The sequence below is a fragment of the Stenotrophomonas nitritireducens genome (genome assembly GCF_001431425.1).
Lineage (GTDB): Bacteria > Pseudomonadota > Gammaproteobacteria > Xanthomonadales > Xanthomonadaceae > Stenotrophomonas > Stenotrophomonas nitritireducens.
Genome location: NZ_LDJG01000002.1, coordinates 189,548 through 212,746 on the forward strand (window position 1 = coordinate 189,548; position 23,199 = coordinate 212,746).

Annotated in this window: 19 protein-coding genes; 16 read left to right on the forward strand and 3 right to left on the reverse strand. The window is 69.7% G+C overall.

Annotation, left to right across the window (positions count from 1 at the left end; all coding sequences use genetic code 11):
- Nucleotides 1–18: 18 nt before the first annotated feature.
- From ABB22_RS01670 to ABB22_RS01685, 4 genes are all read left to right on the forward strand, one after another.
- Entirely contained in the window at nucleotides 19–666 is a 648-nt protein-coding gene (locus ABB22_RS01670; protein ID WP_055766921.1) for a ubiquinone biosynthesis accessory factor UbiJ, read from the forward strand.
- Nucleotides 663–2,330: a ubiquinone biosynthesis regulatory protein kinase UbiB gene (ubiB, locus tag ABB22_RS01675; protein WP_055766918.1), complete on the forward strand. Its 1,668-nt coding sequence runs from the start codon at nucleotides 663–665 to the stop codon at nucleotides 2,328–2,330. Before ABB22_RS01670 ends, ubiB begins: the two co-directional genes overlap by 4 nt.
- Complete coding sequence (locus ABB22_RS01680; protein WP_055766915.1) at nucleotides 2,327–3,001, forward strand: Qnr family pentapeptide repeat protein; 675 nt, start codon at nucleotides 2,327–2,329, stop codon at nucleotides 2,999–3,001. The genes ubiB and ABB22_RS01680 overlap by 4 nt, the downstream gene beginning before the upstream one ends.
- 84 nt (nucleotides 3,002–3,085) lie before the next feature.
- On the forward strand, nucleotides 3,086–3,817 hold the full coding sequence (locus ABB22_RS01685; RefSeq protein ID WP_055766912.1) for a pseudouridine synthase: 732 nt from the start codon (nucleotides 3,086–3,088) through the stop codon (nucleotides 3,815–3,817).
- A gap of 4 nt (nucleotides 3,818–3,821) precedes the next feature.
- Here ABB22_RS01685 and ABB22_RS01690 read toward each other — a convergent pair whose 3' ends face one another.
- Nucleotides 3,822–4,208 carry an MAPEG family protein gene (locus ABB22_RS01690; RefSeq protein ID WP_055766909.1) on the reverse strand — a complete coding sequence of 129 codons (387 nt, stop codon included), beginning with the start codon at nucleotides 4,206–4,208 and terminating at the stop codon, nucleotides 3,822–3,824.
- A gap of 116 nt (nucleotides 4,209–4,324) precedes the next feature.
- On the opposite strand from ABB22_RS01690, the gene arfB reads away from it, so the two are divergent.
- The 9 genes from arfB (at nucleotide 4,325) to dld (ending at nucleotide 15,487) form a co-directional block, all read left to right on the forward strand.
- Entirely contained in the window at nucleotides 4,325–4,756 is a 432-nt protein-coding gene (gene arfB / locus ABB22_RS01695; protein ID WP_055766905.1) for an alternative ribosome rescue aminoacyl-tRNA hydrolase ArfB, read from the forward strand.
- Nucleotides 4,757–4,759: 3 nt separating this feature from the next.
- Complete coding sequence (locus tag ABB22_RS01700) at nucleotides 4,760–5,377, forward strand: 1-acyl-sn-glycerol-3-phosphate acyltransferase (RefSeq protein WP_055766902.1); 618 nt, start codon at nucleotides 4,760–4,762, stop codon at nucleotides 5,375–5,377.
- A gap of 3 nt (nucleotides 5,378–5,380) precedes the next feature.
- Complete coding sequence (locus ABB22_RS01705) at nucleotides 5,381–6,817, forward strand: cryptochrome/photolyase family protein (protein ID WP_055766897.1); 1,437 nt, start codon at nucleotides 5,381–5,383, stop codon at nucleotides 6,815–6,817.
- 111 nt (nucleotides 6,818–6,928) lie between these two features.
- Nucleotides 6,929–9,085, forward strand: a complete 2,157-nt coding sequence (dcp, locus tag ABB22_RS01710) for a peptidyl-dipeptidase Dcp (protein ID WP_055766894.1) — start codon at nucleotides 6,929–6,931, stop codon at nucleotides 9,083–9,085.
- Nucleotides 9,086–9,325: 240 nt separating this feature from the next.
- Nucleotides 9,326–9,946 carry a signal peptidase I gene (gene lepB, locus ABB22_RS01715; protein ID WP_055766891.1) on the forward strand — a complete coding sequence of 207 codons (621 nt, stop codon included), beginning with the start codon at nucleotides 9,326–9,328 and terminating at the stop codon, nucleotides 9,944–9,946.
- A 211-nt stretch (nucleotides 9,947–10,157) separates the two neighbouring features.
- Nucleotides 10,158–11,816 carry an L-lactate permease gene (lldP, locus tag ABB22_RS01720; protein WP_055766888.1) on the forward strand — a complete coding sequence of 553 codons (1,659 nt, stop codon included), beginning with the start codon at nucleotides 10,158–10,160 and terminating at the stop codon, nucleotides 11,814–11,816.
- A gap of 55 nt (nucleotides 11,817–11,871) precedes the next feature.
- Complete coding sequence (lldR, locus tag ABB22_RS01725) at nucleotides 11,872–12,657, forward strand: transcriptional regulator LldR (protein WP_055766885.1); 786 nt, start codon at nucleotides 11,872–11,874, stop codon at nucleotides 12,655–12,657.
- Entirely contained in the window at nucleotides 12,654–13,793 is a 1,140-nt protein-coding gene (gene lldD / locus ABB22_RS01730; RefSeq protein WP_055766881.1) for an FMN-dependent L-lactate dehydrogenase LldD, read from the forward strand. The genes lldR and lldD overlap by 4 nt, the downstream gene beginning before the upstream one ends.
- Nucleotides 13,790–15,487: a D-lactate dehydrogenase gene (dld, locus tag ABB22_RS01735; protein ID WP_055766877.1), complete on the forward strand. Its 1,698-nt coding sequence runs from the start codon at nucleotides 13,790–13,792 to the stop codon at nucleotides 15,485–15,487. The genes lldD and dld overlap by 4 nt, the downstream gene beginning before the upstream one ends.
- Before the next feature lie 66 nt (nucleotides 15,488–15,553).
- Here the strand turns inward: dld and ABB22_RS01740 are convergent, their stop codons facing one another.
- The gene (locus ABB22_RS01740; RefSeq protein WP_055766874.1) at nucleotides 15,554–17,635 is read right to left on the reverse strand and encodes a S9 family peptidase; all 2,082 of its coding nucleotides are present in this window, start codon (nucleotides 17,633–17,635) and stop codon (nucleotides 15,554–15,556) included.
- 97 nt (nucleotides 17,636–17,732) lie between these two features.
- Nucleotides 17,733–18,701 carry a LysR family transcriptional regulator gene (locus tag ABB22_RS01745; RefSeq protein WP_055766871.1) on the reverse strand — a complete coding sequence of 323 codons (969 nt, stop codon included), beginning with the start codon at nucleotides 18,699–18,701 and terminating at the stop codon, nucleotides 17,733–17,735.
- Between the two features lie 107 nt (nucleotides 18,702–18,808).
- Here ABB22_RS01745 and aceB point away from each other — a divergent pair, with 107 nt between their 5' ends.
- The 3 genes from aceB to ABB22_RS01760 all read left to right on the forward strand — a co-directional run bounded on the left by aceB (nucleotide 18,809) and on the right by ABB22_RS01760 (nucleotide 23,151).
- The gene (gene aceB, locus ABB22_RS01750) at nucleotides 18,809–20,446 is read left to right on the forward strand and encodes a malate synthase A (RefSeq protein ID WP_055766869.1); all 1,638 of its coding nucleotides are present in this window, start codon (nucleotides 18,809–18,811) and stop codon (nucleotides 20,444–20,446) included.
- Between the two features lie 143 nt (nucleotides 20,447–20,589).
- The gene (aceA, locus tag ABB22_RS01755; protein ID WP_055766866.1) at nucleotides 20,590–21,921 is read left to right on the forward strand and encodes an isocitrate lyase; all 1,332 of its coding nucleotides are present in this window, start codon (nucleotides 20,590–20,592) and stop codon (nucleotides 21,919–21,921) included.
- A 240-nt stretch (nucleotides 21,922–22,161) separates the two neighbouring features.
- Nucleotides 22,162–23,151, forward strand: a complete 990-nt coding sequence (locus ABB22_RS01760) for a GGDEF domain-containing protein (protein WP_425477764.1) — start codon at nucleotides 22,162–22,164, stop codon at nucleotides 23,149–23,151.
- The last annotated feature ends 48 nt before the right edge of the window (nucleotides 23,152–23,199 follow it).

Sequence of the window (23,199 nt, forward strand, 5' to 3'; positions counted from 1 at the left end):
TTCGGTAGAATGCGGGCCATGCCTGCTTCCCCCTTCAAGTTCATCAAGCCGCTGGCCGGCCGCGCGCTGGAAACGGCGCTGAACCGCGCGCTGGCGCTGGACCCCGATACCCGCGCCGCGCTCGCGCCGCTGGACGGCCAGCGCATCGCCCTGACCCTGGAATCGCCCGCGCTGGCGCTGCAGATCGGGGTCGAAGGCCAGCGCCTGACGGTCGGCCCGGTGGATGCGTCGCAGGAGCCGGACCTGGCCGTGCGCAGCACGCTGGGCGGGGTGCTGGCGCAGTTGCCGTTCCTGGCCAATGCGCGGCGCAGCCCGGGTGCGCCGCCGGCCGGGCGGGTGAAGGTGTCCGGCGACGCCGAACTGGCGCGGCGCCTGCAGCAGCTGGCCACGCGCTTCGATCCGGACTGGCAGCAGCCGTTCGTGGCAGTGTTCGGCGAGGTGCTGGGCGTGCAGGTCGCGCAGACCCTGCGCGCGGCGCTGGCGCAGGCCCGCCGCGGCGCCACCGACCTGGCGCAGACCGCGGCCGAATACGTGACCGAGGAATCGCGCGACGTGGTGCCGCGCGCCGAACTGGACGCCTTCCACGACGACGTGGACGCGATCCGCGACGACGTCGAGCGGCTGGCCGCGCGCGTGGCGCGCCTGCGCAGTGGAGGCCGGGCATGAAGGCGACCCGCGCGATGTTCCGCGCCAGCCGCATCGGCCGGGTGATGCTCCGCTACCGGCTCGACGACCTGTTCGACGGCACGCCGGCCGAGCGCTGGCTGCGCATCGCCAAACCCTTCGTGCCGCGCGCGCGCGGCGACATCGCCTCGCTGCCGCGCGGCGCGCGCCTGCGCCTGGCGCTGCAGGAACTGGGGCCGATCTTCGTCAAGTTCGGGCAGATCCTGTCCACCCGCCGCGACCTGGTGCCGCCGGACGTGGCGGTCGAACTGACCCTGCTGCAGGACCGGGTCAAGCCGTTCGACGGCGAGCACGCGCGACGGATCGTCGAGCAGGCGCTGGGCCTGCCGGTCGGCGAGGCGTTCGCCAGCTTCGACACCGCGCCGCTGGCCTCGGCCTCGATCGCGCAGGTGCACGCGGCCACCCTGCACGACGGCCGCCAGGTGGTGGTCAAGGTGCTGCGCCCGGACATCGAGCGGCAGATCGACGCCGACATCGCCCTGCTCAGATCGCTGGCCGCGCTGGTCGAGCGCACCCACCCGCGCGCGGACAAGATCCGCCCGCGCGAGGTGGTGGCCGAGATCGAGACCACCCTGGCCGCGGAACTGGACCTGCAGCGCGAAGGCGCCAACGCCAGCGTGCTGCGCCGTTTCTGGCAGGATTCGGACGACCTCTACGTGCCCGAGGTGATCTGGACCCACACCGCCGAACGCGCGCTGACCCTGGAGCGGGTCTGGGGCATTCCCTCGGACGACATCGCCGCGCTGGACGCGGCCGGCATCGACCGCCGCGCCCTGGCCGCCAAGGGCGTGCGCGTGTTCTACACGCAGGTGTTCCGCGACAACTTCTTCCACGCCGACGCGCATGCCGGCAACATCTGGGTCGACACCGACCCGGCGCGCCGCGAAAACCCGCGCTTCATCGCGCTGGACTTCGGCATCATGGGCCAGCTCTCGGAAGAGGACCAGTACTACCTGGCCGAGAACTTCATGGCCATCTTCAACCGCGACTACCGCCGCATCGCCGAACTGCACGTGCAGGCGCGCTGGATGCCGGCCACCGTACGCATCGACGATCTGGAAGCGGCGGTGCGCGCGGTGTGCGAGCCGTACTTCACCCGGCCGCTGTCGCAGATTTCTCTGGCCGAGGTGCTGCTCAAGCTGTTCCGCACCGCGCAGCGCTACCAGCTGACCCTGCAGCCGCAGCTGATCCTGCTGCAGAAGACCCTGCTCAACATCGAGGGCGTCGGCCGCCAGCTCGACCCGCAGATCGACATCTGGGCGGTGGCCAGGCCGGTGCTCGAACGCATCCTGCGCGAACGCTACAGCCCGCGCCGCGCATTGAAGGAACTGCGCCGCCGGTTGCCGGAGATCATGACCCGCACCCCGGACATGCCGGTGCTGGTGCATGCTTGGCTGCGCCAGCAGGTCGAAGGCCGGCACGAGCTGTCGATGCGTTCGCAGGACATCGTCAACCTCGAGCAGACCCTGCGGCGCATGCAGCGGCGCGTGGTCACCGCCGTGGCCGGCGCCGGCCTGCTGGTGGTGGCCGCCCTGCTGCACGGTTTGCATGCCGGCGGCCCGCAATGGGCGACGGTGCCGCTATGGTCGTGGGTCAGCGGCGGCGCGGGCGTGCTGGCGCTGGCCTCGGCATGGCTGCGGCGATGAGCGCCGGTGCCGCCGCGGCGCCGACGATCGTCAGCAACGAACGGATCGACAAGGACCGCTTCACCGGCGCCAGGGTCGCCAATACGCATTTCCTCAACTGCGATTTCTCCGGCGCCGACCTGACCGGCGCCGAGTTCGTGAACTGCGTCTTCTACGATGCCGGCACCCAGGCCGGCTGCCGCTTCAACGGCGCGCAGCTCAAGGAAGCCAGCTTCCGCCAGTGCGACCTGAGCCTGTGCCGGTTCGCGTTCGCCAAGGCGCTGGGGCTGGAGATCGTCGGATGCAGGGCGCAGGGCGCGGATTTTTCCAATGCCAGCTTCATGAACCAGATCACCGCGCGCACCTGGTTCTGCAGCGCCTTCATCAAGCAGTCCAACCTCAGCTATGCCGATTTCTCCGGGGTGGCGCTGGAGAAATGCGAGCTGTCGGAGAACCGCTGGGTCGGCGCCAACGTCGCGGGCGCGAACTTCAGCGGGTCGGACATGTCCGGTGGGGATTTCTCGTCGCTGGACTGGCGCTCGGCCGACTTCACCCACTGCGACCTGACCGGTTCGGAGCTGGGCAACCTGGACCTGCGCGCGGTCGACCTGGAAGGCGCCAGCCTCGACACCCTGCAGGTCGCGCAGCTGATGTTGCGCATGGGCATCACGGTCGAACCGCTGAAGTCCTGACGTCCGCTTGTCCTACCGCTCCGCTGCCGCGGGGCCCCCACGAACCGGGCCGCGCATGGCGGGCCCGAGCAGGTATGCCGAACGATGGAACACGACACGACGACAGCGATGCCCGACCGGACGTTGCCGGTGCTGTACGCCGACGACTGGCTGGCCGTGGTCGACAAGCCGGCCGGGCTGATGGTCCACGACAGCAAGCTGGCGCGCGGCGAGGACGATTTCCTCGCCGACCGCCTGCGCGAGCAGCTGGGCCGGCCGATCTTCCTGATCCACCGCCTGGACCGCGCCACCAGCGGCTGCCTGCTGCTGGCCTTCGACCGCGACACCGCCAGTGCCCTGGGCAAGACCCTGATGGGCGGCGACGTCGAAAAGGATTACCTCGCCGTATGCCGTGGCTGGCCGGCGGAGGAGGCGTTCACGGTCGATCACGACCTGGACGGCGGCCCGGGCAAGCCGGTGAAGAAGCAGGCCATCACCCGTTTCCAACGGCTGATGACCGGCGAGTTGCCGGTGCCGGCGAACGGTTTTGAAACCTCGCGCTACGCGCTGCTGCGCTGCCAGCCGCAGACCGGCCGCTTCCGCCAGATCCGCCGGCACCTGAAGCACGTGTTCCATCACCTGATCGGCGACACCAGCCATGGCGACGGCCGCCACAACCGCACCTTCCGCATGCACGGCGTGCACCGCATGCTGCTGCACGCGCAGCGGCTGTCGTTCCCGCATCCGCAGGACGGACGCCGCATCGAGGTGGAAGCGCCGCTGGACGCCGGGTTCCGCAAGGCATTCCAGCTGCTGGGCTGGAGCGGGGTCTTCTAGGGCTTCAGCCGACCCGCAGCGCGGCCAGCACGATCAGCGCCACCGCGCAGGCGAAGCCGCCCAGCCATGACAGGCTGCGCAGCGGCGGCTTGTCGGCGACGTAGAACAGGCCATGCAGGACGCGGAACACCACGAAGGCGATGGCGAGTTGATTGACCAGCGGCGCTTCCACGCCCGCCAGCTGCGCCATGACCACGCCGGCGGCGAACGGCGCGAAATTCTCGAAGGCGTTCAGATGCGCCGCGTTGGCGCGCTGCACGAGGTAGTTGTCGCTTCTGGCGACCCAGGCGCGCGGGTTGCGGTTGTTGTAACCGGGCCGCGCCTTGGCCGCGGCCACCCAGACGTAAGGCAGCAGCGCGGCGATCAACACACACCAGTAAGCGGTCGACATGGGCTGCTCCGTGCGGAAGAAGCCAGCAGCCTAGCAGCCGTTCCGGCGGAGCGGAAAGCCGCCGCGACCGCGTCCGCACGCGCGGCCAGCGGGCCAGGCCGATACAATCGGCCGCCATGGCCAATCCCCCGCTCGCCGTCGATGTGTCGCTGACAATTCCGGAGACGGAGATCGTCGAGCGTTTCGTGCGCGCCAGTGGCGCCGGCGGGCAGAACGTCAACAAGGTGTCCAGCGCGGTCGAACTGCGCTTCGACGTGGCCGGCTCGCCGTCGCTGCCCGAGCCGCTGCGCGCGCGCCTGCTGGCGCGGCGCGACCGGCGCCTCACCGACGAGGGCGTGCTGGTGATCGACGCGCAGCGCTTCCGCACCCAGGAGCGCAACCGCGCCGACGCGCGCGAGCGCCTGGCCGATTTCATCCGCGCGGGGCTGTCGGTGCCGAAGGCACGGGTGGCGACCAAGCCGACCTACGGCTCCAGGCTGCGCCGGCTGGACGAGAAGAAAGGACGGGCGCAACTCAAGCGCGGCCGTTCGCAACGGAACTGGGAGTAGCGCTTGGACAACACACCGCCGCCGGGCAGGCCGCCGGTCGTTCCCCCCGTTCCCGCGAACGTGCCGCGCGTGGGCGGCAGCGGTTTCGTCCGCTGGCTGGGGCGCGCGATCCTGCGCCTGGGCGGCTGGCGCGTGGTCGGGCCGATCCCCGACCTGCGCAGGGCGGTGGTCATCGCCGCGCCGCACTCGTCCAACTGGGACGGCCTCTGGGGGCTGGCGGCGAAGATGGCGCTGGGCGTGGAGGCGCGCATCCTCGGCAAGGACAAGCTGTTCTGGTGGCCGCTGGGCGCGGTACTGCGCCGGCTGGGCGTGGTGCCGCTGGACCGCAGCTCGCCGCAGGGCACGGTGGGGCAGGCGGTGGCGATGATCCAGGGCAGCGAGCGCATCTGGTTCGCGCTGGCGCCGGAGGGCACGCGCAAGCCGGTGAAGGAATGGAAGAGCGGCTTCATCCGCATCGCGCGCATGGCGCAGGTGCCGATCGTGCCGGCCTATTTCCACTATCCGGAAAAGATCATCGGCTTCGGCGCGCCGATCCACACCAGCGGCGACGATGCCGCCGACATGGCCGTGGTGCGCCAGTGGTACCGGCCGTGGATCGGCCGCAACCGTGGCACGGTGTAGGCGGTGAACACCGCCCTGGTCTGGCTGCGCGACGACCTGCGCCTGGACGACCAGCCGGCCCTGCGCGCGGCGCTGGATCGCGGCCTGCGGCCACTGCCGGTCTATATCCATGCGCCGGAGGAGGAAGGCGGGTGGGCGCCGGGCGCGGCGTCGCTGGCGTGGCGCCGGCGGTCGCTGGCGGCGCTGGCCGATGCGCTGGAACGCCGCGGTTCGCGCCTGCTGCTGTCGCGCGGGCCCACGCTCGCGGCCCTGCAGGCGCTGGCCGCGCGCACCGGCGCCGAGGCGGTGCTGTGGACCCGGCGCTACGAGCCGGCCATCGAGCGGCGCGACGCGCACATCAAGCGCAGCCTGCGCCAGGCCGGCCTGCACGCGGAGAGCTTCAACGGCGCGCTGCTGTTCGAGCCCTGGGAGCTGGCGACCCGGCAGGGAGACCCGTACCGCGTGTTCACGCCGTTCTGGAAATCGGCGCGCGCGCACTGGCGGACACCGGCCACCTGGGACGCGCCGGCGCGCCTGCCTGCGATGGACGCGCTCGACCTGCCCGCGGGAGAACGCCTGGACGACCTGCTGCCGGCCCCGCGGCCCGCCTGGGACGCCGGCTTCTGGCAGCACTCCACGCCGGGCGAGGACGGCGCGCGCGCGGCGTGGCACGCTTTTCTCGACGGCGCGGTACACGGCTACGCGCAGGGCCGCGATTTCGCCGCGCAGGCCGGCACCTCGCGGCTGTCGCCGCACCTGCATCACGGCGAGCTGTCGGTACGGCGGACCGCCGCGGCGGTGCTGGCCGCCGGCGACGCCATCGCCGAGGCCGACCGCGACCGCTTCCTCGCCGAACTGGGCTGGCGCGAATTCGCCCATCATGTGCTGCACCACTACCCGCGGGTTCCCGACAACAACCTCGACCCGCGCTTCGACGATTTCCCGTGGGCGCCGCCGGATGAGGTGCTGCTGGACGCCTGGCGGCAGGGGCGCACCGGCGTGCCCATCGTCGATGCCGGCATGCGCGAGCTGTGGCACACCGGCTGGATGCACAACCGCGTGCGCATGGTGGTGGGCAGCTGGCTGACCAAGCACCTGCGCCAGCACTGGCTGCACGGCGCGCGCTGGTTCTGGGACACGCTGGTGGATGCCGACCTGGCCAACAACACCCAGGGGTGGCAGTGGACCGCCGGTACCGGCGCCGACGCGGCGCCGTACTTCCGCGTGTTCAATCCGGTCAGCCAGGCGCGGCGGTTCGACCCGGATGGCGCCTATATCGCGCGCTGGGTGCCGGAGCTGGCGGGCCTGCCGCTGCCGGCGCGTTTCGCGCCGTGGGAGCATCCTGAACTGGCGCGCCGGCTGGCGCCGGGCTACCCGGCACGGCCGCAGGTGGAGCTGGCCGCGGGCCGGGAGGGGGCATTGGCCGCCTTCGCCACGCTGCGTCGCGGGCGTGCGGACTGAGCCAAACGACAGGCGCCGCGTACCCACACGCCACCATCGGCACATGCCAGTCCGCGGCCGACGGAGTAGGGTTTGCGATCGCACGCAACCCGTCCCACAGGAGCACGTTACATGTCGCGTACCGTCATTTTGGCCGCCGCCATCAGCCTTGCGCTGGCGGCCTGTTCCGGCAAGGAGTCCACCGCCCCCGTGACCACCGAGACCCCCACTGCCGGCCAGCCGGCCGATGCCTCGGCCAATCCGTTCATGACCGCCAGCGCGCTGCCGTTCCAGGCGCCGGCCTTCGACAAGATCAAGGATGGCGACTACCTGCCGGCGTTCGAGGAGGGCATGCGCCAGCAGCTGGCCGAGATCGGGCAGATCACCGACAACGCCGAACCGGCCACTTTCGACAACACCCTGCTGCCGCTGGAGAAATCCGGCGCCATCCTCGACCGCACCAGCCGCGTGTTCTTCAGCGTGGTGCAGGCCGACACCAACCCGGAGCGGCAGAAGATCCAGGAAGAGGTGATCCCGAAACTGGCCGCGCATAGCGATGCGATCCACCTGGACGCCAAGCTGTTCGAGCGGGTGAAGGCGGTCTACGACGCGCGCGCCGGCGCCGGGCTCGATCCGGAACAGCTGCGCGTGGTCGAGGAAACCTACAAGGGCTTCGTCAAGGCCGGCGCCCAGCTCAGCGACACCGACAAGGAAACGCTGAAGCAGTACAACGCCGAGGAAGCCACGCTGGCCAACGATTTCCACAACAAGCTGGTCGCGGCTACCGCCGCCGGTGCGGTGGTGGTCGAGGACAAGGCGCGGCTGGCCGGCCTGTCCGAGGGCGACGTCGCCTCGGCGGCCGAAGACGCCAAGGGCCGCAAGCTCGACGGCAAGTGGGTGCTCGCGCTGCAGAACACCACCCAGCAGCCGGTGCTGATGTCGCTGCAGGACCGCGACCTGCGCGCCAAGGTGCTGGAGGCCTCGGAAACCCGTACCGAGCATGGCGATGCCAACGACACCCGCAAGATCATCCAGCGCCTGGCGCAGCTGCGCGCGGCCAAGGCCAAGCTGCTGGGCTTCCCGAGCTACGCCGCCTACAACCTCACCGACCAGATGGCGCAGAACCCGGCCAACGCGCTGAAGCTGCTGACCGACACCGTGCCGGCGGCGACCGCCAAGGCGCGCGGCGAGCTGGCCGAGATCCAGAAGGTGGTCGATGCGCAGAACGGCGGCTTCAAGGCCGCGGCCTCGGACTGGGACTTCTACGCCGAGCAGGTGCGCAAGGCCAAGTACGACCTGGACGAAGCGCAGATCAAGCCGTACTTCGAACTGGACAACGTGCTGCAGAACGGCGTCTTCTTCGCCGCCAACCAGCTCTACGGCCTGACCTTCAAGGAACGCAAGGACATCCCGGTTTATCACCCGGACGTGCGCGTGTTCGAGGTCAGCGACGCCGACGGCAAGCCGCTGGCGCTGTTCTATGCCGACTACTACAAGCGCGACAGCAAGTCCGGCGGCGCGTGGATGGACGTGTTCGTCGAGCAGGACGGGCTGACCGGCGCCAGGCCGGTGGTCTACAACGTGTGCAACTTCACCAAGCCCGCCGCCGGCCAGCCGGCGCTGCTGAGCTGGGACGACGTGACCACCATGTTCCATGAGTTCGGCCACGCCCTGCACGGCATGTTCTCGAACACCAAGTACCCGAGCGTGGCCGGCACCGGCGTGCCGCGCGACTTCGTCGAGTTCCCGTCGCAGTTCAACGAGCACTGGGCGTCGGACCCGAAGGTGTTCGCCAATTATGCGAAGCATTACCAGAGCAAGGAGGCGATGCCGCAGGCGCTGGTGGACAAGATCGCCAAGGCCAAGACCTTCAACCAGGGCTACGCCACCACCGAGTACCTGGCCGCGGCGCTGCTGGACCTGGCCTGGCACACGCAGGGCGCCGACGCGCCGCAGCAGGACGTGGACAAGTTCGAGGCCGATGCGCTGAAGAAGTACCACGTCGATCTGGCGCAGGTTCCGCCGCGCTACCGCAGCAGCTACTTCGACCACATCTGGGGCGGCGGCTATTCGGCCGGCTATTACGCCTATTTCTGGGCGGAGATGATCGACCACGACGCCTTCGAGTGGTTCAAGGAACATGGCGGCCTGACCCGCGAGAACGGCCAGGTGTTCCGCGACAAGATCCTGTCCATCGGCAACACCCGCGATCTGGCCACCGCCTATCGCGAGTTCCGCGGCAAGGATCCGAGCGTGGAGCCGCTGCTGAAGAACCGCGGGCTGAAGTAAGCCTGGCGGCATCGAAGCGGGAGGGGCGACCCTCCCGCTTTTTTGTTGCCGCCCTCCTTGGGCGGAGGGGCAACGCCTATCCACACGCCGTAGATGCGGGGCAAGCCCCGCATCTACAGGTCCGACGCGCGGCGATAGTCCGTCAGCCGGGCTTGCCCGGCATTGCCGATGCGTCCACGAAGCCAGGAACTTTCCACGAAGGCCGGCAGTCGATGCTGGACCTGCCGATGGAGTCCAGCCATGACCCGCCAAGAACGCGCCGCTTCCGCCCACCCCGTGCTGGCCTGGCTGCGCCGCGAAGCGCTGCCGCTGGCGGCGATGCTGTTGCTGCTGGGCGCGGCGCGCGACACCCTGGCCAATCATTACCAGGTGCCCAGCGGCTCGATGCAGCCGACGCTGCAGCCCGGCGACCATGTCATGGTGGACATGCGCGCCTATGGCCTGCGCCTGCCGTTCACCGGCATCCGCCTGCTCGACACCGGCCACCCGCAGCGCGGCGACGTGGCCGTGTTCGATTCGCCGGCCGACGGCACGCGGCTGATCAAGCGGGTGGTGGCGGTGGCTGGCGACCACGTCGAACTGCACGGCGGTTACCTGCGCATCAACGGCCTGCCGCTGAACCAGGAGCCACGGCAGGAAAGCTTCGGCGCGAAGCAGGTGACGTTGGACCTGGATGCCGGCGGCGGTCCGGACATCGACGGCATCACCATTCCCGAGGGCAAGCTGCTGGTGCTGGGCGACCATCGAGGCAACAGCTTCGACGGTCGCTTCTTCGGACTGGTCGATGCCGACACCGTGTACGGCAAGGCGCGCGCGGTGTTCTGGCGCCGGGGCGAGGGCATGGAGTGGCGGGCGCTGTAGTCGCGCTGCATTGGCCGTGTGTGTATCCGGCTTTCCTTAAAATTGGTCTGTCCAATATCCAGAAAATAGCTGTGCTCTAATGCGTTCTCCGCGGAGCGCCTGATTCCATCTGCATCCGTTGGTGCGGTTGCCGTACATTGGTAATACCAATATGCGGCGCCGTGACATGCCTGCCGCGTGCAGGCGCTGTCCTGTCCAATGGGGAGTCGACATGCAGCCTTGGGAACAACTGTACGACCCGGCCGGCAATATCTGGCTGTCCAGCCTGATCGCGCTGCTGCCCATCGCCTTTTTCTTCGTCGCGCTCGCCGTGCTGCGCATGAAGGGCTGGCTGGCCGGCACGCTCACCGTGGCCATCGCCCTGGGCGTGGCGCTGCTGTTCTACCGCATGCCGCCGCTGCAGGCGCTGGGCGCGGCGCTGTACGGCTTCGTCTACGGACTGTGGCCGATCGCCTGGATCATCCTGGGCGCGGTGTTCCTGTACAAGATTTCGGTCAGGACCGGCCAGTTCGACATCATCCGCGCCTCGATCCTGTCGGTGACCGAGGACCAGCGCCTGCAGATGCTGATGGTCGGCTTCGCCTTCGGCGCGTTCCTGGAGGGCGCGGCCGGCTTCGGCGCGCCGGTGGCGATCACCGCCGCGCTGCTGGTCGGGCTGGGTTTCAAGCCGTTGTACGCGGCAGGCCTGTGCCTGATCGCCAACACCGCGCCGGTGGCGTTCGGCGCGATGGGCATCCCGATCATCGTCGCCGGCCAGGTCACCGGACTGGACGCGTTCGAGATCGGGCAGATGGCCGGCCGCCAGCTGCCGTTCCTGACCCTGGTCGTGCTGTTCTGGATCATGGCGATCATGGATGGCTGGCGCGGCATCCGCGAAACCTGGCCGGCGGTGCTGGTGGCCGGCGGTTCGTTCGCGCTCGCCCAGTACCTGACGTCCAACTTCATCGGCCCGGAACTACCGGACATCACCGCCTCGCTGGCCTCGCTGGTGTGCCTGACCCTGTTCCTGCGCCGCTGGAAGCCGCGGCGCATCTTCCGCTTCGAGACCGAGGCCAGCGCCGAGGCCGTGACGCTGGCGCAGCAGGCGCCGCGCCACAGCGCCGGGCAGATCGCGCGCGCGTGGTCGCCGTTCCTGGTCCTCACCGCCCTGGTCACGCTGTGGAGCATCAAGCCGTTCAAGGCGCTGTTCGCCGCCGGCGGCACGCTGGAAGGCTGGGTGCTGAAACTGCAGGTGCCCGGCCTGGACAAGCTGGTGCGGAAGATGCCGCCGATCGTTGATGCGCCCTCCGCCTACGAGGCGGTGTACAAGTTCGACTGGTTCTCGGCCACCGGCACCTCGATCCTGCTGGCGGCGCTGATCTCCATCCTCGTGCTGCGCATGCCGGCCAGGGCTGCGCTGTCCACCTTCGGCGAGACCGTGCGCGAGCTGAAAACGCCGATCTATTCCATCGGCATGGTGCTGGCCTTCGCCTTCATCGCCAACTATTCCGGGCTGTCGGCGACGCTGGCGCTGGCCCTGGCGCATACCGGCGATGCGTTCACCTTCTTCTCGCCGTTCCTGGGCTGGCTGGGCGTGTTCCTGACCGGCTCGGACACCTCGTCCAACGCGCTGTTCTCGGCGCTGCAGGCCACCACTGCGCAGCAGATCGGCGTATCGGACGTGCTGCTGGTGGCGGCCAACACCACCGGCGGCGTCACCGGCAAGATGATCTCGCCGCAGTCCATCGCCATCGCCTGCGCCGCGGTGGGACTGGCCGGCAAGGAGGCGGACCTGTTCCGTTTCACCATCCGCCACAGCCTCGCGTTCACGGTGCTGGTCGGGCTCATCACCAGCGCGCAGGCATGGTGGCTGACGTGGATGATCCCGTGAGCGCCATGGCCGGTACGCGACGCGGCTTAACGGTGCGGGGCGGCACAATGGCGGCATGAACATGCATCGCGGAACCCCGCAGCGGGTATCGGACCGGGTCGCCGCGCAGCTGCGCGCGCTGGTGCAGGAGCAACAGCTGCAGGCCGGCGACCGCCTGCCCGCCGAGCGCACGCTGGCGGTGCAGCTGGGCGTGTCGCGTACCGCGCTGCGCGAGGCCATCGCCCAGCTCAGCAGCCAGGGCCTGCTGAGCGCGCGGGTCGGTGGCGGCACCTTCGTGGCCGAACCGGCGGCACGTGCGCGGCAGGCCATCGACGAGCCGCTGGCACCTTACCTGCCGCTGTTCCAGGGCGACCCGGAATACCGCTTCGACGTGCTGGAGATCCGTCATGCGCTGGAAGGCGCGGCAGCGTGGCATGCCGCGCTGCGCGCCACCGCCGAAGACCGCGAGCGCATCGCCCAGGCCTTCCAGACGATGATGGATGCGCACGGCAAGGACGATCCTGCCGGCGAGGCCAGCGCCGACGCCGATTTCCACCTGTCCATCGCCGAGGCCTCGCACAACCTGGTGCTGCTGCAGGTGATGCGCGGCCTGTTCGACCTGCTGCAGACCAACATCTCGCAGAGCCGGGAACGCCTGTACACCTCGCCGCGCACCTTCTCGCCGCTGTCCGACCAGCACCGGGAAATGATGGACGCGGTGCTGGCCGGCGATCCCGTGCGCGCGCGCGCTGCCGCGCTGGCCCACCTGGAGTTCGTGCACACCACGCTGCGCACGCTCGACGACAACGAGGCCCGGCGCGCGCGCGCCTCGCGCCTGCCTTCTTCCACGGCCGACCCATGATCATCTCCGCCTCCACCGACTACCGCGCGGCCGCGCAGCGCCGCCTGCCGCCGTTCCTGTTCCACTACATCGACGGCGGCGCCTATGCCGAGCACACGCTCCGGCGCAACGTGTCCGACCTGGCCGACATCGCCCTGCGCCAGCGCGTACTGCGCGACATGGCCGACCTGAGCCTGGCCACCGAACTGTTCGGCGAGAAACTGGCGATGCCGGTGGCGCTGGCGCCGGTCGGGCTGACCGGCATGTACGCGCGCCGCGGCGAAGTGCAGGCCGCGCGCGCGGCCGACAGCCGCGGCATTCCGTTCACCCTGTCCACGGTCTCGGTATGCCCGATCGAGGAGGTGGCGCCGGCGATCAGGCGGCCGATGTGGTTCCAGCTGTATGTGCTGCGCGACCGCGGCTTCATGCGCAACGCGCTGGAACGCGCGCAGGCGGCGGGCGTCACCGCCCTGGTGTTCACCGTGGACATGCCGGTGCCGGGCGCGCGCTACCGCGACGCGCATTCGGGCATGAGCGGCCCGCACGCGGCGCTGCGCCGCTACCTGCAGGCGACGACCCATCCGCGCTGGGCCTTCGACGTGGGCCTGTGCGGGCGCCCGCATGACCTGGGCAACATCTCCGCCTACCGTGGCCACCCGACCGGGCTGGAGGACTACATCGGCTGGCTGGGCAGCAACTTCGACCCGTCGATCTCGTGGAAGGACCTGGAGTGGATCCGCGAGTTCTGGAAGGGGCCGATGCTGATCAAGGGCATCCTCGACCCGGACGACGCGCGCGACGCGGTGAAGTTCGGCGCCGACGGCATCGTCGTTTCCAACCATGGCGGCCGCCAGCTCGACGGCGTGCCGTCCACCGCGCGCGCGCTGCCGGCGATCGCCGATGCGGTGCAGGGCGAGCTGAAGATCCTTGCCGATTCGGGCATCCGCAACGGCCTGGACGTGGTGCGCATGCTGGCGCTTGGCGCCGACGGCGTGCTGCTCGGCCGCGCCTTCGTCTACGCGCTGGCCGCGCAGGGCGAAGCCGGCGTCGCGAACCTTCTCGACCTGATCGCGAAGGAGATGCAGGTAGCCATGACCCTGACCGGCGCGCGCCGCATCGCCGACATCGGCCGCGACTCGCTGGTGCGACTGCCGTGAGCGACGCGCTGCTGGCGCGCCTGCGCGGAGCGGTCGGCGCCGGCCATGTGCTGACCGGCGACAAGGCCACGCGTCGTTTCCGCAGGGGCTACCGCTTCGGCGATGGCCCGGTGCTGGCGGTGGTGCGGCCGGGCACGCTGCTGGAACTGTGGCGCGCGCTGCAGGCGGCGGTGGAGGGCGGTGCGGCGATCATCCTGCAGGCGGCCAATACCGGCCTGACCGGCGGCTCCACGCCCGATGGCGACGACTACGGACGGCCCGTCGTGCTGGTCAGCACGCTGCGCCTGGCCGGCATCCAGTTGCTGGACGGCGGCCGCCAGGTGCTGTGCCTGCCCGGCGCCACGCTCGACCGGCTGGAGCAGGTGCTGGCGCCGCTGGGCCGCGAACCGCATTCGGTGATCGGTTCCTCGTGCATCGGCGCTTCGGTGCTGGGCGGCATCTGCAACAACTCCGGCGGCGCGCTGGTGCGGCGCGGGCCGGCCTATACCGAGATGGCGCTGTTCGCGCAGGTCGATGCCGATGGCCGGCTGCGTCTGGTCAACCATCTCGGCATCGCGCTGGGCGGGAGCCCGGAGGAAATCCTGCAGCGCCTGCAGGCCGGCGACTACACGGCGGCCGATGTCGGCGCCGGCGAGGGCCGCGCCGCGTCCGATCCGGATTACGCCGCGCAGGTGCGGCAGGTGGATGCCGCCACGCCGGCGCGCTTCAACGCGGATCCGGCGCGGCATTACGAAGCCGCAGGGTCGGCCGGCAAGCTGGCGGTGTTCGCGGTACGCCTGGACACCTTCGAGAAGGAACCGGTCGAGGTCTTCTACATCGGCAGCAACCGCACCGAAAGCCTGACCGCGATCCGCCGGCAGCTGCTCACCGGCTTCGAGCGCCTGCCGATTTCCGGCGAGTACATCCACCGCGATGCGTACGACATCGGCGAGCGCTACGGCAAGGACGTGTTCCTGTTGATCGACAGGCTCGGCACCGCGCGCGTGCCGGCCGCGTTCGCGTGGAAGAGCCGCATCGACGGCTGGTTCGAGCGGCTGGGCCTGCGCGGCGCGAGCGACCGCGCGCTGCAGGCGCTGGCCGGGCTGCTGCCCGCGCACCTGCCGCCGCGCATGGGCCAGTTCCGCCAGCGCTACGAACACCACCTGCTGCTGAAGGTTTCCGCGCGTGACGCGGCGGAAACCGAGGCCTGGCTGCGCGGCTTCTTCGACGGCCACGAAGGCGGCTTCTTCCATTGCAGTGCCGATGAGGGGCGCAAGGCCTTCCTGCACCGCTTCGCCATCGCCAGCGCGGCGGTGCGCTACCGCGAGGCGCACCGCGACCGCGTCGAGGACATCGTTGCGCTGGACATCGCGCTGCGCCGCGACGACCGCGACTGGTTCGAGCGGCTGCCGGCCGATCTCGATGCGCGCCTGCTGCACAAGCTGTATTACGGCCACTTCCTGTGCCACGTGTTCCACCAGGACTACATCGCGCGCAAGGGCGAGGATCCGCTGGCGATCGAGCACGCGATGTGGGCGCTTCTGGACGCGCGCGGCGCCGAATATCCGGCCGAGCACAACGTCGGCCATCTGTATCCGGCCAAACCCGCGCTGGCCGATTTCTACCGGCGCCTGGACCCGAGCAATACCTTCAACCCGGGCATCGGCCGGACCAGCAAGCAGGCGGGCTGGAAGGGCTGCGACTGCGCGCCTTGAGCGGCTGCGCCGCGCCGCGGGAAGCGGCCCGATCCCATGGACCGGGCCGCCTGCATTACGCCCGCCTCAGCGGCGGATGTCCTGGACGTGGGTGCGGATCGCGTCGGCCAGGCCGGGCACGCCATCCGCGCCGGCCGGCACGGTGATGCTGGAACCGTTGAAGTCGGTGCCGATGGGTTGCGCGCGGCCGCCCAGGCATTGCGCCAGGAAGCCTTCGGTCACGGCGTTGAACGCCTTGTTGTTCTCCGGGCGCGCGAAGCCATGGCCTTCGTCCGGGAACAGCACGTAGGTGACCGGGATGTGCTTTTCGGTCATCGCCTTGACGATCTGGTCGCTCTCGGCCTGGTGCACGCGCGGGTCGTTGGCGCCCTGGCCGATCAGCAGCGGCTTGCTGATGCTGGCGACGCGGGTCAGCGGCGAGCGCTCGGCCAGCAGCTGCTTGCCGGCCGCGGTGCGCGGATCGCCGACGCGCCTGGCGAACTGTTCGAAGAACGCGGCCCAGTACGGCGGGATGGTGGACAGCAGCGTGTCGAGGTTCGACGGGCCGACGATGTCCACGCCGCACTTGAACGTCTCGGGAGTGAAGGTCAGCCCGACCAGGGTGGCGTAACCGCCGTAGCTGCCGCCCATGATCGCGACCTGCTCCTTGGTCGTGACGCCGTTCTTGACCGCCCAGTCCACCGCATCGATCAGGTCGTCGTGCATCTTGCCGGCCCATTCGCCGTCGCCGGCATTGGTGAAGGCCTTGCCGAAGCCGGTGGAGCCGCGGTAGTTGACCGCCAGCACCGCATAGCCGCGGTTGGCCAGCCATTGGTGATAGCCGTTGTAGCCATAGTCGTCGCGTGCCCACGGCCCGCCATGCACCAGCAGCACCAGCGGCACCGGGGCGTCGGCCTTGCCGTCGCCATTGGCGTCCGCGGTCCGGGGCAGGGTGAGATAGCTGACCAGGGTCAGGCCGTCGCGCGAGCGGATTTCCTGCGGCCACTGCGCCACCAGCGCCTTGCCTTCCAGCGCCGGGCGCGCGGAGAACAGCTTTTCCGGTGTGCCGCCGCGCGCATAGCGGTAGTACGCGGCCGGCGTTTCGGCGGCGGAGTAGGCGACGATCCAGGTCTTGTCGTCGAGCGTGCGCGAGGTGACGCTGAAGCTGCCGGGGCCGATGGCCTTGAGCTTCTCCAGGTCGGGGGCGACGGCGGGATCGATCGCCTTCCACTCGTTCTTCAGGTAATTGACCGCCACCGCCTGCGCGCGCTGGGTCGTTGGCTCGTCGAGGGCGTCGCTGATATCGGCGCGGGCATCCTCGAAGACCAGCGTCTTCGCGCCCGTGCCGGTATCGATGGCGTACAGCGCCGCGGTGTCGCGGCCGCGCGAATCGAAGAAGTACTGGGTCCCGCCGTCGCTGGTGTAGCCGCCGGGGAAGCTGGTCAGCGAGTCGGCGAACGGGATTTCGCCGCTGACCTTCCAGCCGCCCTTGCCGTCGGGTTCGAGCAGGTCGTTGCCGCCGTCGTCACGCGCGCGGCTGGCCATCCTGACCTTGAAATCCGGGTCGGCGATGTAGCCGGCGATCTGCTGGCTGTTCTTCTCCAGCAGCGTGCGCTGGCCGCTGGCCAGGTCCACGCGGTACAGGTCGTGCCATTTCGGGTCGCGGTCGTTCATCGCCACCAGCACCGACTCCGGATGCAGGTGGCTGACGCCGACCACCTCGGCGCGGGTGTTCGGGAAGTTGCTGAGGTCGCGCGCCTGCCCGGAGGCGAGGTCCACCGAGAACAGGTGGAAGTTCTCGTCGCCGCCGGTATCGCGCAGGTACAGCAGGGTGTCCGGCCGGTGGCTCCAGAAGTACTGGCGGATGCCGCGCGCCTTGTCCTCGGTCACCGCGCGCGCCTTGCCGATGTCGTCGGCCGGGGCGACCCAGACGTTCAGCACGCCGTCGACCGCGGCGACCCAGCCCAGGTATCTGCCGTCGGGGCTGATCTGCACGTTGGCGCGTTCGGGGTTGCCGAACAGGGCATCGCGCGGGATGAGTTCGGGCGGAGCGGCCGGCGCAGCGGCGGTTGGCGCCATCTGCGCGTCGCTGCCGGCCGGCGTGCCGTTGCAGGCGGAAAGGCTGAGTGTGAGGGCGAGACTGACAGCGAACAGCAGAGTGCGATCCATGGCGAAACTCCGGTAGGCCGCGCTGGCGGGTGCGGCAACGCTAGCGCGGAAGCGGGCACCAAGCGTTAAGCCGGAGGCCGCCGGCCGGGCGCGGCGTTCACCGCTCCGAAGGCCCGGTGTCGTCGTACTGGCGCGGGGCGAACAGATCCGGGCGGATCAGCTCTATGAAGGCGCGCGCCTGCGGCGAAAGCACCTTGCCGCGGCGCACCGTCACCCCGTAGCTGCGCTTGGGGAAGTAACGCGCCATCGGGCGGATCGCCAGCCGCTCGCGGTCGGCGTCGTTGAGGCACAGCGCGGTGACGATGGAGATGCCCATGCCCATCGCCACGTACTGCTTGATCACCTCCCAGCCGCCGACCTCCAGTGCCACGGTGTAGGGCACGCGGTGGCGCTGGAACACCAGGTCCACCAGCCGCCAGGTGATCTGCCGCTTCGGCGGCAGGATCAGCGGGCAGGACGAGAGGTCTTCCAGGGTGAGCTCGCGCCTGCCGGCCAGCGGGTGTCCGCGCGGGGCGATCAGCACCTGCTCGAAGTCGTAGACCGGCGCGTAGCTCAGGTCGCCCGGCACATCCAGCATCGAGCCGACGGCCAGGTCGGCGGCGTCGCTGCGCAGCAGTTCGGTGCCGTCGGCGCTGATCGCGTCCTGCAGGGTGAGCCGCACTTCGGGGTGGCGCCTGCGGAACTCCTCGACGATCTTCGGCAGCAGGTACAGGATCGTCGACGAATTCGCGGCGACGGTCAGTTCGCCCGCGTCCAGCCCGCGGACCTTGTCGCGGAAGCTGGCCTCCAGCCCGTCCAGGCTCTCCACCAGTGGCTGCGCCATCTCGTACAGCAGTTGGCCCTCGCGGCTGGGCACCAGGCGCCGGCCGCTGCGCTCGAACAGCACCACCCCCAGCTCCCGTTCCAGCGCCTGCAACTGCAGGCTCACCGCCGGCTGGCTGACGAACAGGGCCTCCGACGCACGCGAAACCGAGCCCAGGCGGACCGTCTGGCAGAACGCGCGCAGCGGCTTGAGCCGGTCGGACTTGTAGGAAAAACGCGGACTTGCGGGCTTGTTTCCGGTCATCCCGGTCGATTATTAGCACAACTTATGTTGGATATTGCAAAAACTGTTTTGATAAATAAGCCGCTCCGGCGGCACGGTGGAATCCCCGACACACGCAGGTTTCCGCCATGTCCGCCGTCGCCGCCGCCATCCCGTCCGTTCCCGCCCGCCCGACCCCGGGCATCACCGTGACCGCCCGGCTCGCCGGCCAGGCGGCGCTGCTGCCGGCCGGGGCGCTGGCACTGCTGGTGTCGCTGCACCGGGCGGTGGAGCCCGAGCGGCAGGCGCGGCTGGCGGCGCGGCGCCAGCGCCAGGCCTTTTTCGACCAGGGCGGCCTGCCGGACTTCCGCGCCGACACCGCGTCCATCCGCGAAGGCGACTGGACGGTGGCGCCGATCCCGGCCGCGCTGCAGGACCGTCGCGTCGAGATCACCGGCCCGACCGATCCGAAGATGGTGATCAACGCGCTGAACTCCGGTGCCCGGGTGTTCATGGCCGACTTCGAGGATTCGACCTCGCCGACCTGGCGCAACCTGCTGGCCGGCCAGCAGGCGCTGGCCGGTGCGGTGCGCGGCGACCTCGACTACACGGCGCCGGCGGTGGGCGGCAGGCCCGGCAAGTACTACGCGCTGCGCCCGTTCGAGGAACAGGCGGTGCTGATCGTGCGGCCGCGCGGCTGGCACCTGGACGAGAAGCACGTGCTGGTCGACGGCCAGCCGATCGCCGGCGGCCTGTTCGACGCGGCGGTGTTCGCCTTCCACAACGCCCGCGCGCTGATGCGCCGTGACCGCGGCCCGTACTTCTACCTGCCCAAGCTGCAGTCGATGGAGGAGGCGGCGCTGTGGGAGGCGGCGCTGTCGCACATCGAAGGCATGCTCGGCCTGCCGCACGGGCAGATCAAGGTCACGGTGCTGATCGAGACGCTGCCGGCGGTGTTCGAGATGGACGAGATCCTGCACGCGCTGCGCGGGCGCATCGTCGGCCTGAACTGCGGGCGCTGGGACTACATCTTTTCCTACCTGAAGACCTTCCGCCGGCATGCGGACAAGGTGCTGCCCGAGCGCGGCCAGGTGACGATGACCCAGCCGTTCCTGAAGGCCTATTCGGAACTGCTGATCCAGACCTGCCACCGCCGCGGCGCGCATGCGATGGGCGGCATGGCCGCGCAGATCCCGATCAACCACGACGCGGCCGCCAACGAGCAGGCGATGGCGCGGGTGCGCGCGGACAAGCTGCGCGAGGTCACCGCCGGCCACGACGGTACCTGGGTGGCGCACCCGGCGCTGATCCCGGTGGCGCGCGCGATCTTCGACGAATACATGCCGGCCGCGAACCAGCACAACGTGCTGCGTCGCGATGTACAGGTCTGCCGCGACGACCTGATCGCGCCCTGCGCCGGCACCATCACCCGCGCCGGCTTCGAGAACAGCGTGGAAGTGTGCGTGCGCTACATGGCCGCGTGGCTGGACGGCAACGGCTGCGTGCCGATCCACAACCTGATGGAGGACGCCGCCACCGCAGAGATCAGCCGCAGCCAGATCTGGCAGTGGCTGCATGCCGGCAACCAGCACCTGGACGACGGCACGGCGATCGACTTCGCCCTGCTGCAGAGCACGCTGCGCGCGCTGCCTGCGCGGCTCGGCGACACCGCCGCGCTGCCCGGCGGCGGCCGCATCGCCCAGGCCATCGACCTGCTTGACGAGCTCAGCCGCGCCGACGGACTGGCCGAGTTCCTGACCCTGCCGGCGTACCGGCAGATCGACTGACGGTTTCCTTCTTTCCTGTCCTTTCCCCGTACCTGTCCTTCCTCGTAGGAGCGGCTTCAGCCGCGACGGAGCTTTCCCGGTGAAGCCCCTTCGCGACGGAAGCCGCCCCACAAGCAAGCCACGCGACCCCAAGGAGTTACACCATGAGCACCCATCAGCAACAGATCGACGCCCTGCAGCACGACTGGGACAGCAATCCGCGCTGGACCGGCATCAAGCGCACCTACAGCGCCGCCGACGTGGTGCGCCTGCGCGGCAGCGTGCAGCCCGAGCACACCCTGGCCAAGCGCGGCGCCGAGCGCCTGTGGGAACTGGTCAATGGCGCCTCGAAGAAGGGCTATGTCAATGCCTTCGGTGCGATCAGCGCCGGCCAGGCGATGCAGCAGGCCAAGGCCGGGCTGGAAGCGGTGTACCTGTCCGGCTGGCAGGTGGCCGCCGACGGCAACACCTCCGAGACAATGTACCCGGACCAGTCGCTGTACGCCTACGACTCGGTGCCGGCCATGGTCCGCCGCATCAACAACACCTTCCAGCGCGCCGACGAGATCCAGTGGAAGAACATCATCGACGGCAAGCTCAAGGCCGAGGACGCGATCGACTTCTTCCTGCCCATCGTCGCCGATGGCGAGGCCGGCTTCGGCGGCGTGCTCAATGCCTATGAGCTGATGAAGAACATGATCACCGCCGGCGCCGCCGCGGTGCATTTCGAGGACCAGCTGGCGGCGGTGAAGAAGTGCGGCCACATGGGCGGCAAGGTGCTGGTGCCGACCCAGGAGGCGATCCAGAAGCTGTCGGCCGCGCGCCTGGCGGCCGACGTGCTGGGCGTGCCGACCATCGTGCTGGCCCGTACCGACGCCGAGGCGGCCAACCTGCTGACCAGCGACTTCGACCCCAACGACGCCCCGTTCGTCACCGGCGAGCGCACCGCCGAGGGCTTCTACCGCGTGAAGAACGGCCTGGAGCAGGCGATCAGCCGCGGCGTGGCCTATGCCCCGCATGCCGACCTGGTGTGGTGCGAGACCGGCACCCCGGACCTGGGCTTCGCCCGCGAGTTCGCCCAGGCCGTGCATGCCGCCAGCCCCGGCAAGCTGCTGTCCTACAACTGCTCGCCCTCGTTCAACTGGAAGAAGAACCTGGACGACCGCACCATCGCCCGCTTCCAGGATGAACTGGCGGCGCTGGGCTACAAGTACCAGTTCATCACCCTGGCCGGCATCCACATCAACTGGTTCAACACCTTCAGGTTCGCCCAGGACTACGCCCGCGGCGAAGGCATGCGCCACTATGTGGAACAGGTGCAGGAGCCGGAGTTCGCGGCGCGCGGGCAGGGTTACACCTTCGTCTCGCACCAGCAGGAAGTGGGTGCGGGCTACTTCGACGACGTGACCACGGTGATCCAGGGCGGCGCTTCCAGCGTCACCGCGCTGACCGGTTCCACCGAGGAAGCGCAGTTCCAGCCGGGCAAGGCGGCCTGACCAGCTCGCATCGATACTTTTTTGAGCTTTCGGGTATGGAGGGCGGGCGGCCGCGGCGGCCGTCCGTCGCGCCGCTGCGGCATGAATGGGAGGGATGCCGGATTGCGGCATCCCGCATGCTTTGCGCCGGTGCTATCCTTCCGCGCTGGCCCCAGGGGACGACGGGGCGGTGGGGCTGAGGGAATGACCAGCGACAGTGCTGCAATCATGGCCGAAGAACGCGAACTGGGCGTCGCCCGCATGGCGATGGCCGAAATCGTGCATCCCGTTCTGTCGCCCGACGAATTCGCGCTGTTCTCGCGGTTCGGCCGGCAGCGCCAGGTCGCGGCCGGGGAAATGCTGTTCCGCCGTGGCGATTCGGGCGATGGGATGTTCGTCATCGTCAACGGCATCGTCGATCTCGATTTCGGCGAGGACCTGGTGGTCAAGTACCTCGGGCCGGGCGAGTTCTTCGGCGAACTGGGCCTGCTGATCGGCGACCATCGCCGCGGCGCCGATGCCCGCGCGTCGACGGAACTGACCCTGTTCGAACTGAGCCATCCCGATTTCCAGAAGCTCGTGGACCATGATCCCGGCCGGGTCGCCTATTTCCTGCGCCGCACGATCATGCGCGTGGTGTCCAACGAGCAGATGCTGATCCGGCAACTGCGCCGCCGCAATCACGACCTGGAAGCGGCGCTGGACAACCTCTACACCACCACCCACCAGCTCAACCACACCGAAGAGCTGGTGCGTACCGACGAACTGACCGGCCTGTACAACCGCCGCGGGCTCACCCTCTATCTGCAGGAATGCCGGCAGCCGTCGCGGAACCCGCCGCAGGGGCTGCTGCTGATCGACTGCGACCGCTTCAAGAGCGTCAACGACGAGCACGGCCACCTGGTGGGCGACCGGGTGCTGCAGGCGGTCGCCAACATCCTGCGTTCGGTGGTGCAGCCCGGCGGGCTGGCCTGCCGCCTCGGCGGCGACGAATTCTGCCTGCTGGTGCAGGACGCGGACGCCGGGGTGCTGGAGCATGTGGCCGGTTTCATCCTGCATGCGGTGCACGGCCTGCTGGAACGCTCGCAACCGGTGCCGCGCGTCTGTCCGGTGAGTATCGGCGCCTGCCTGCTCGATCCTGCGCGCGACTGGAACGACTGGTATGCCCATGCCGACAGCGCCCTGTACGAGGCCAAGCGGCGTGGCGGCAACCGGCTGCAATGGCCGGTGGACTGGCTGGGAGCCGGCTGACGTGCGGCAGGAGCAGGCCGCGCGCGGCAACGACGCAATGGCGGATAT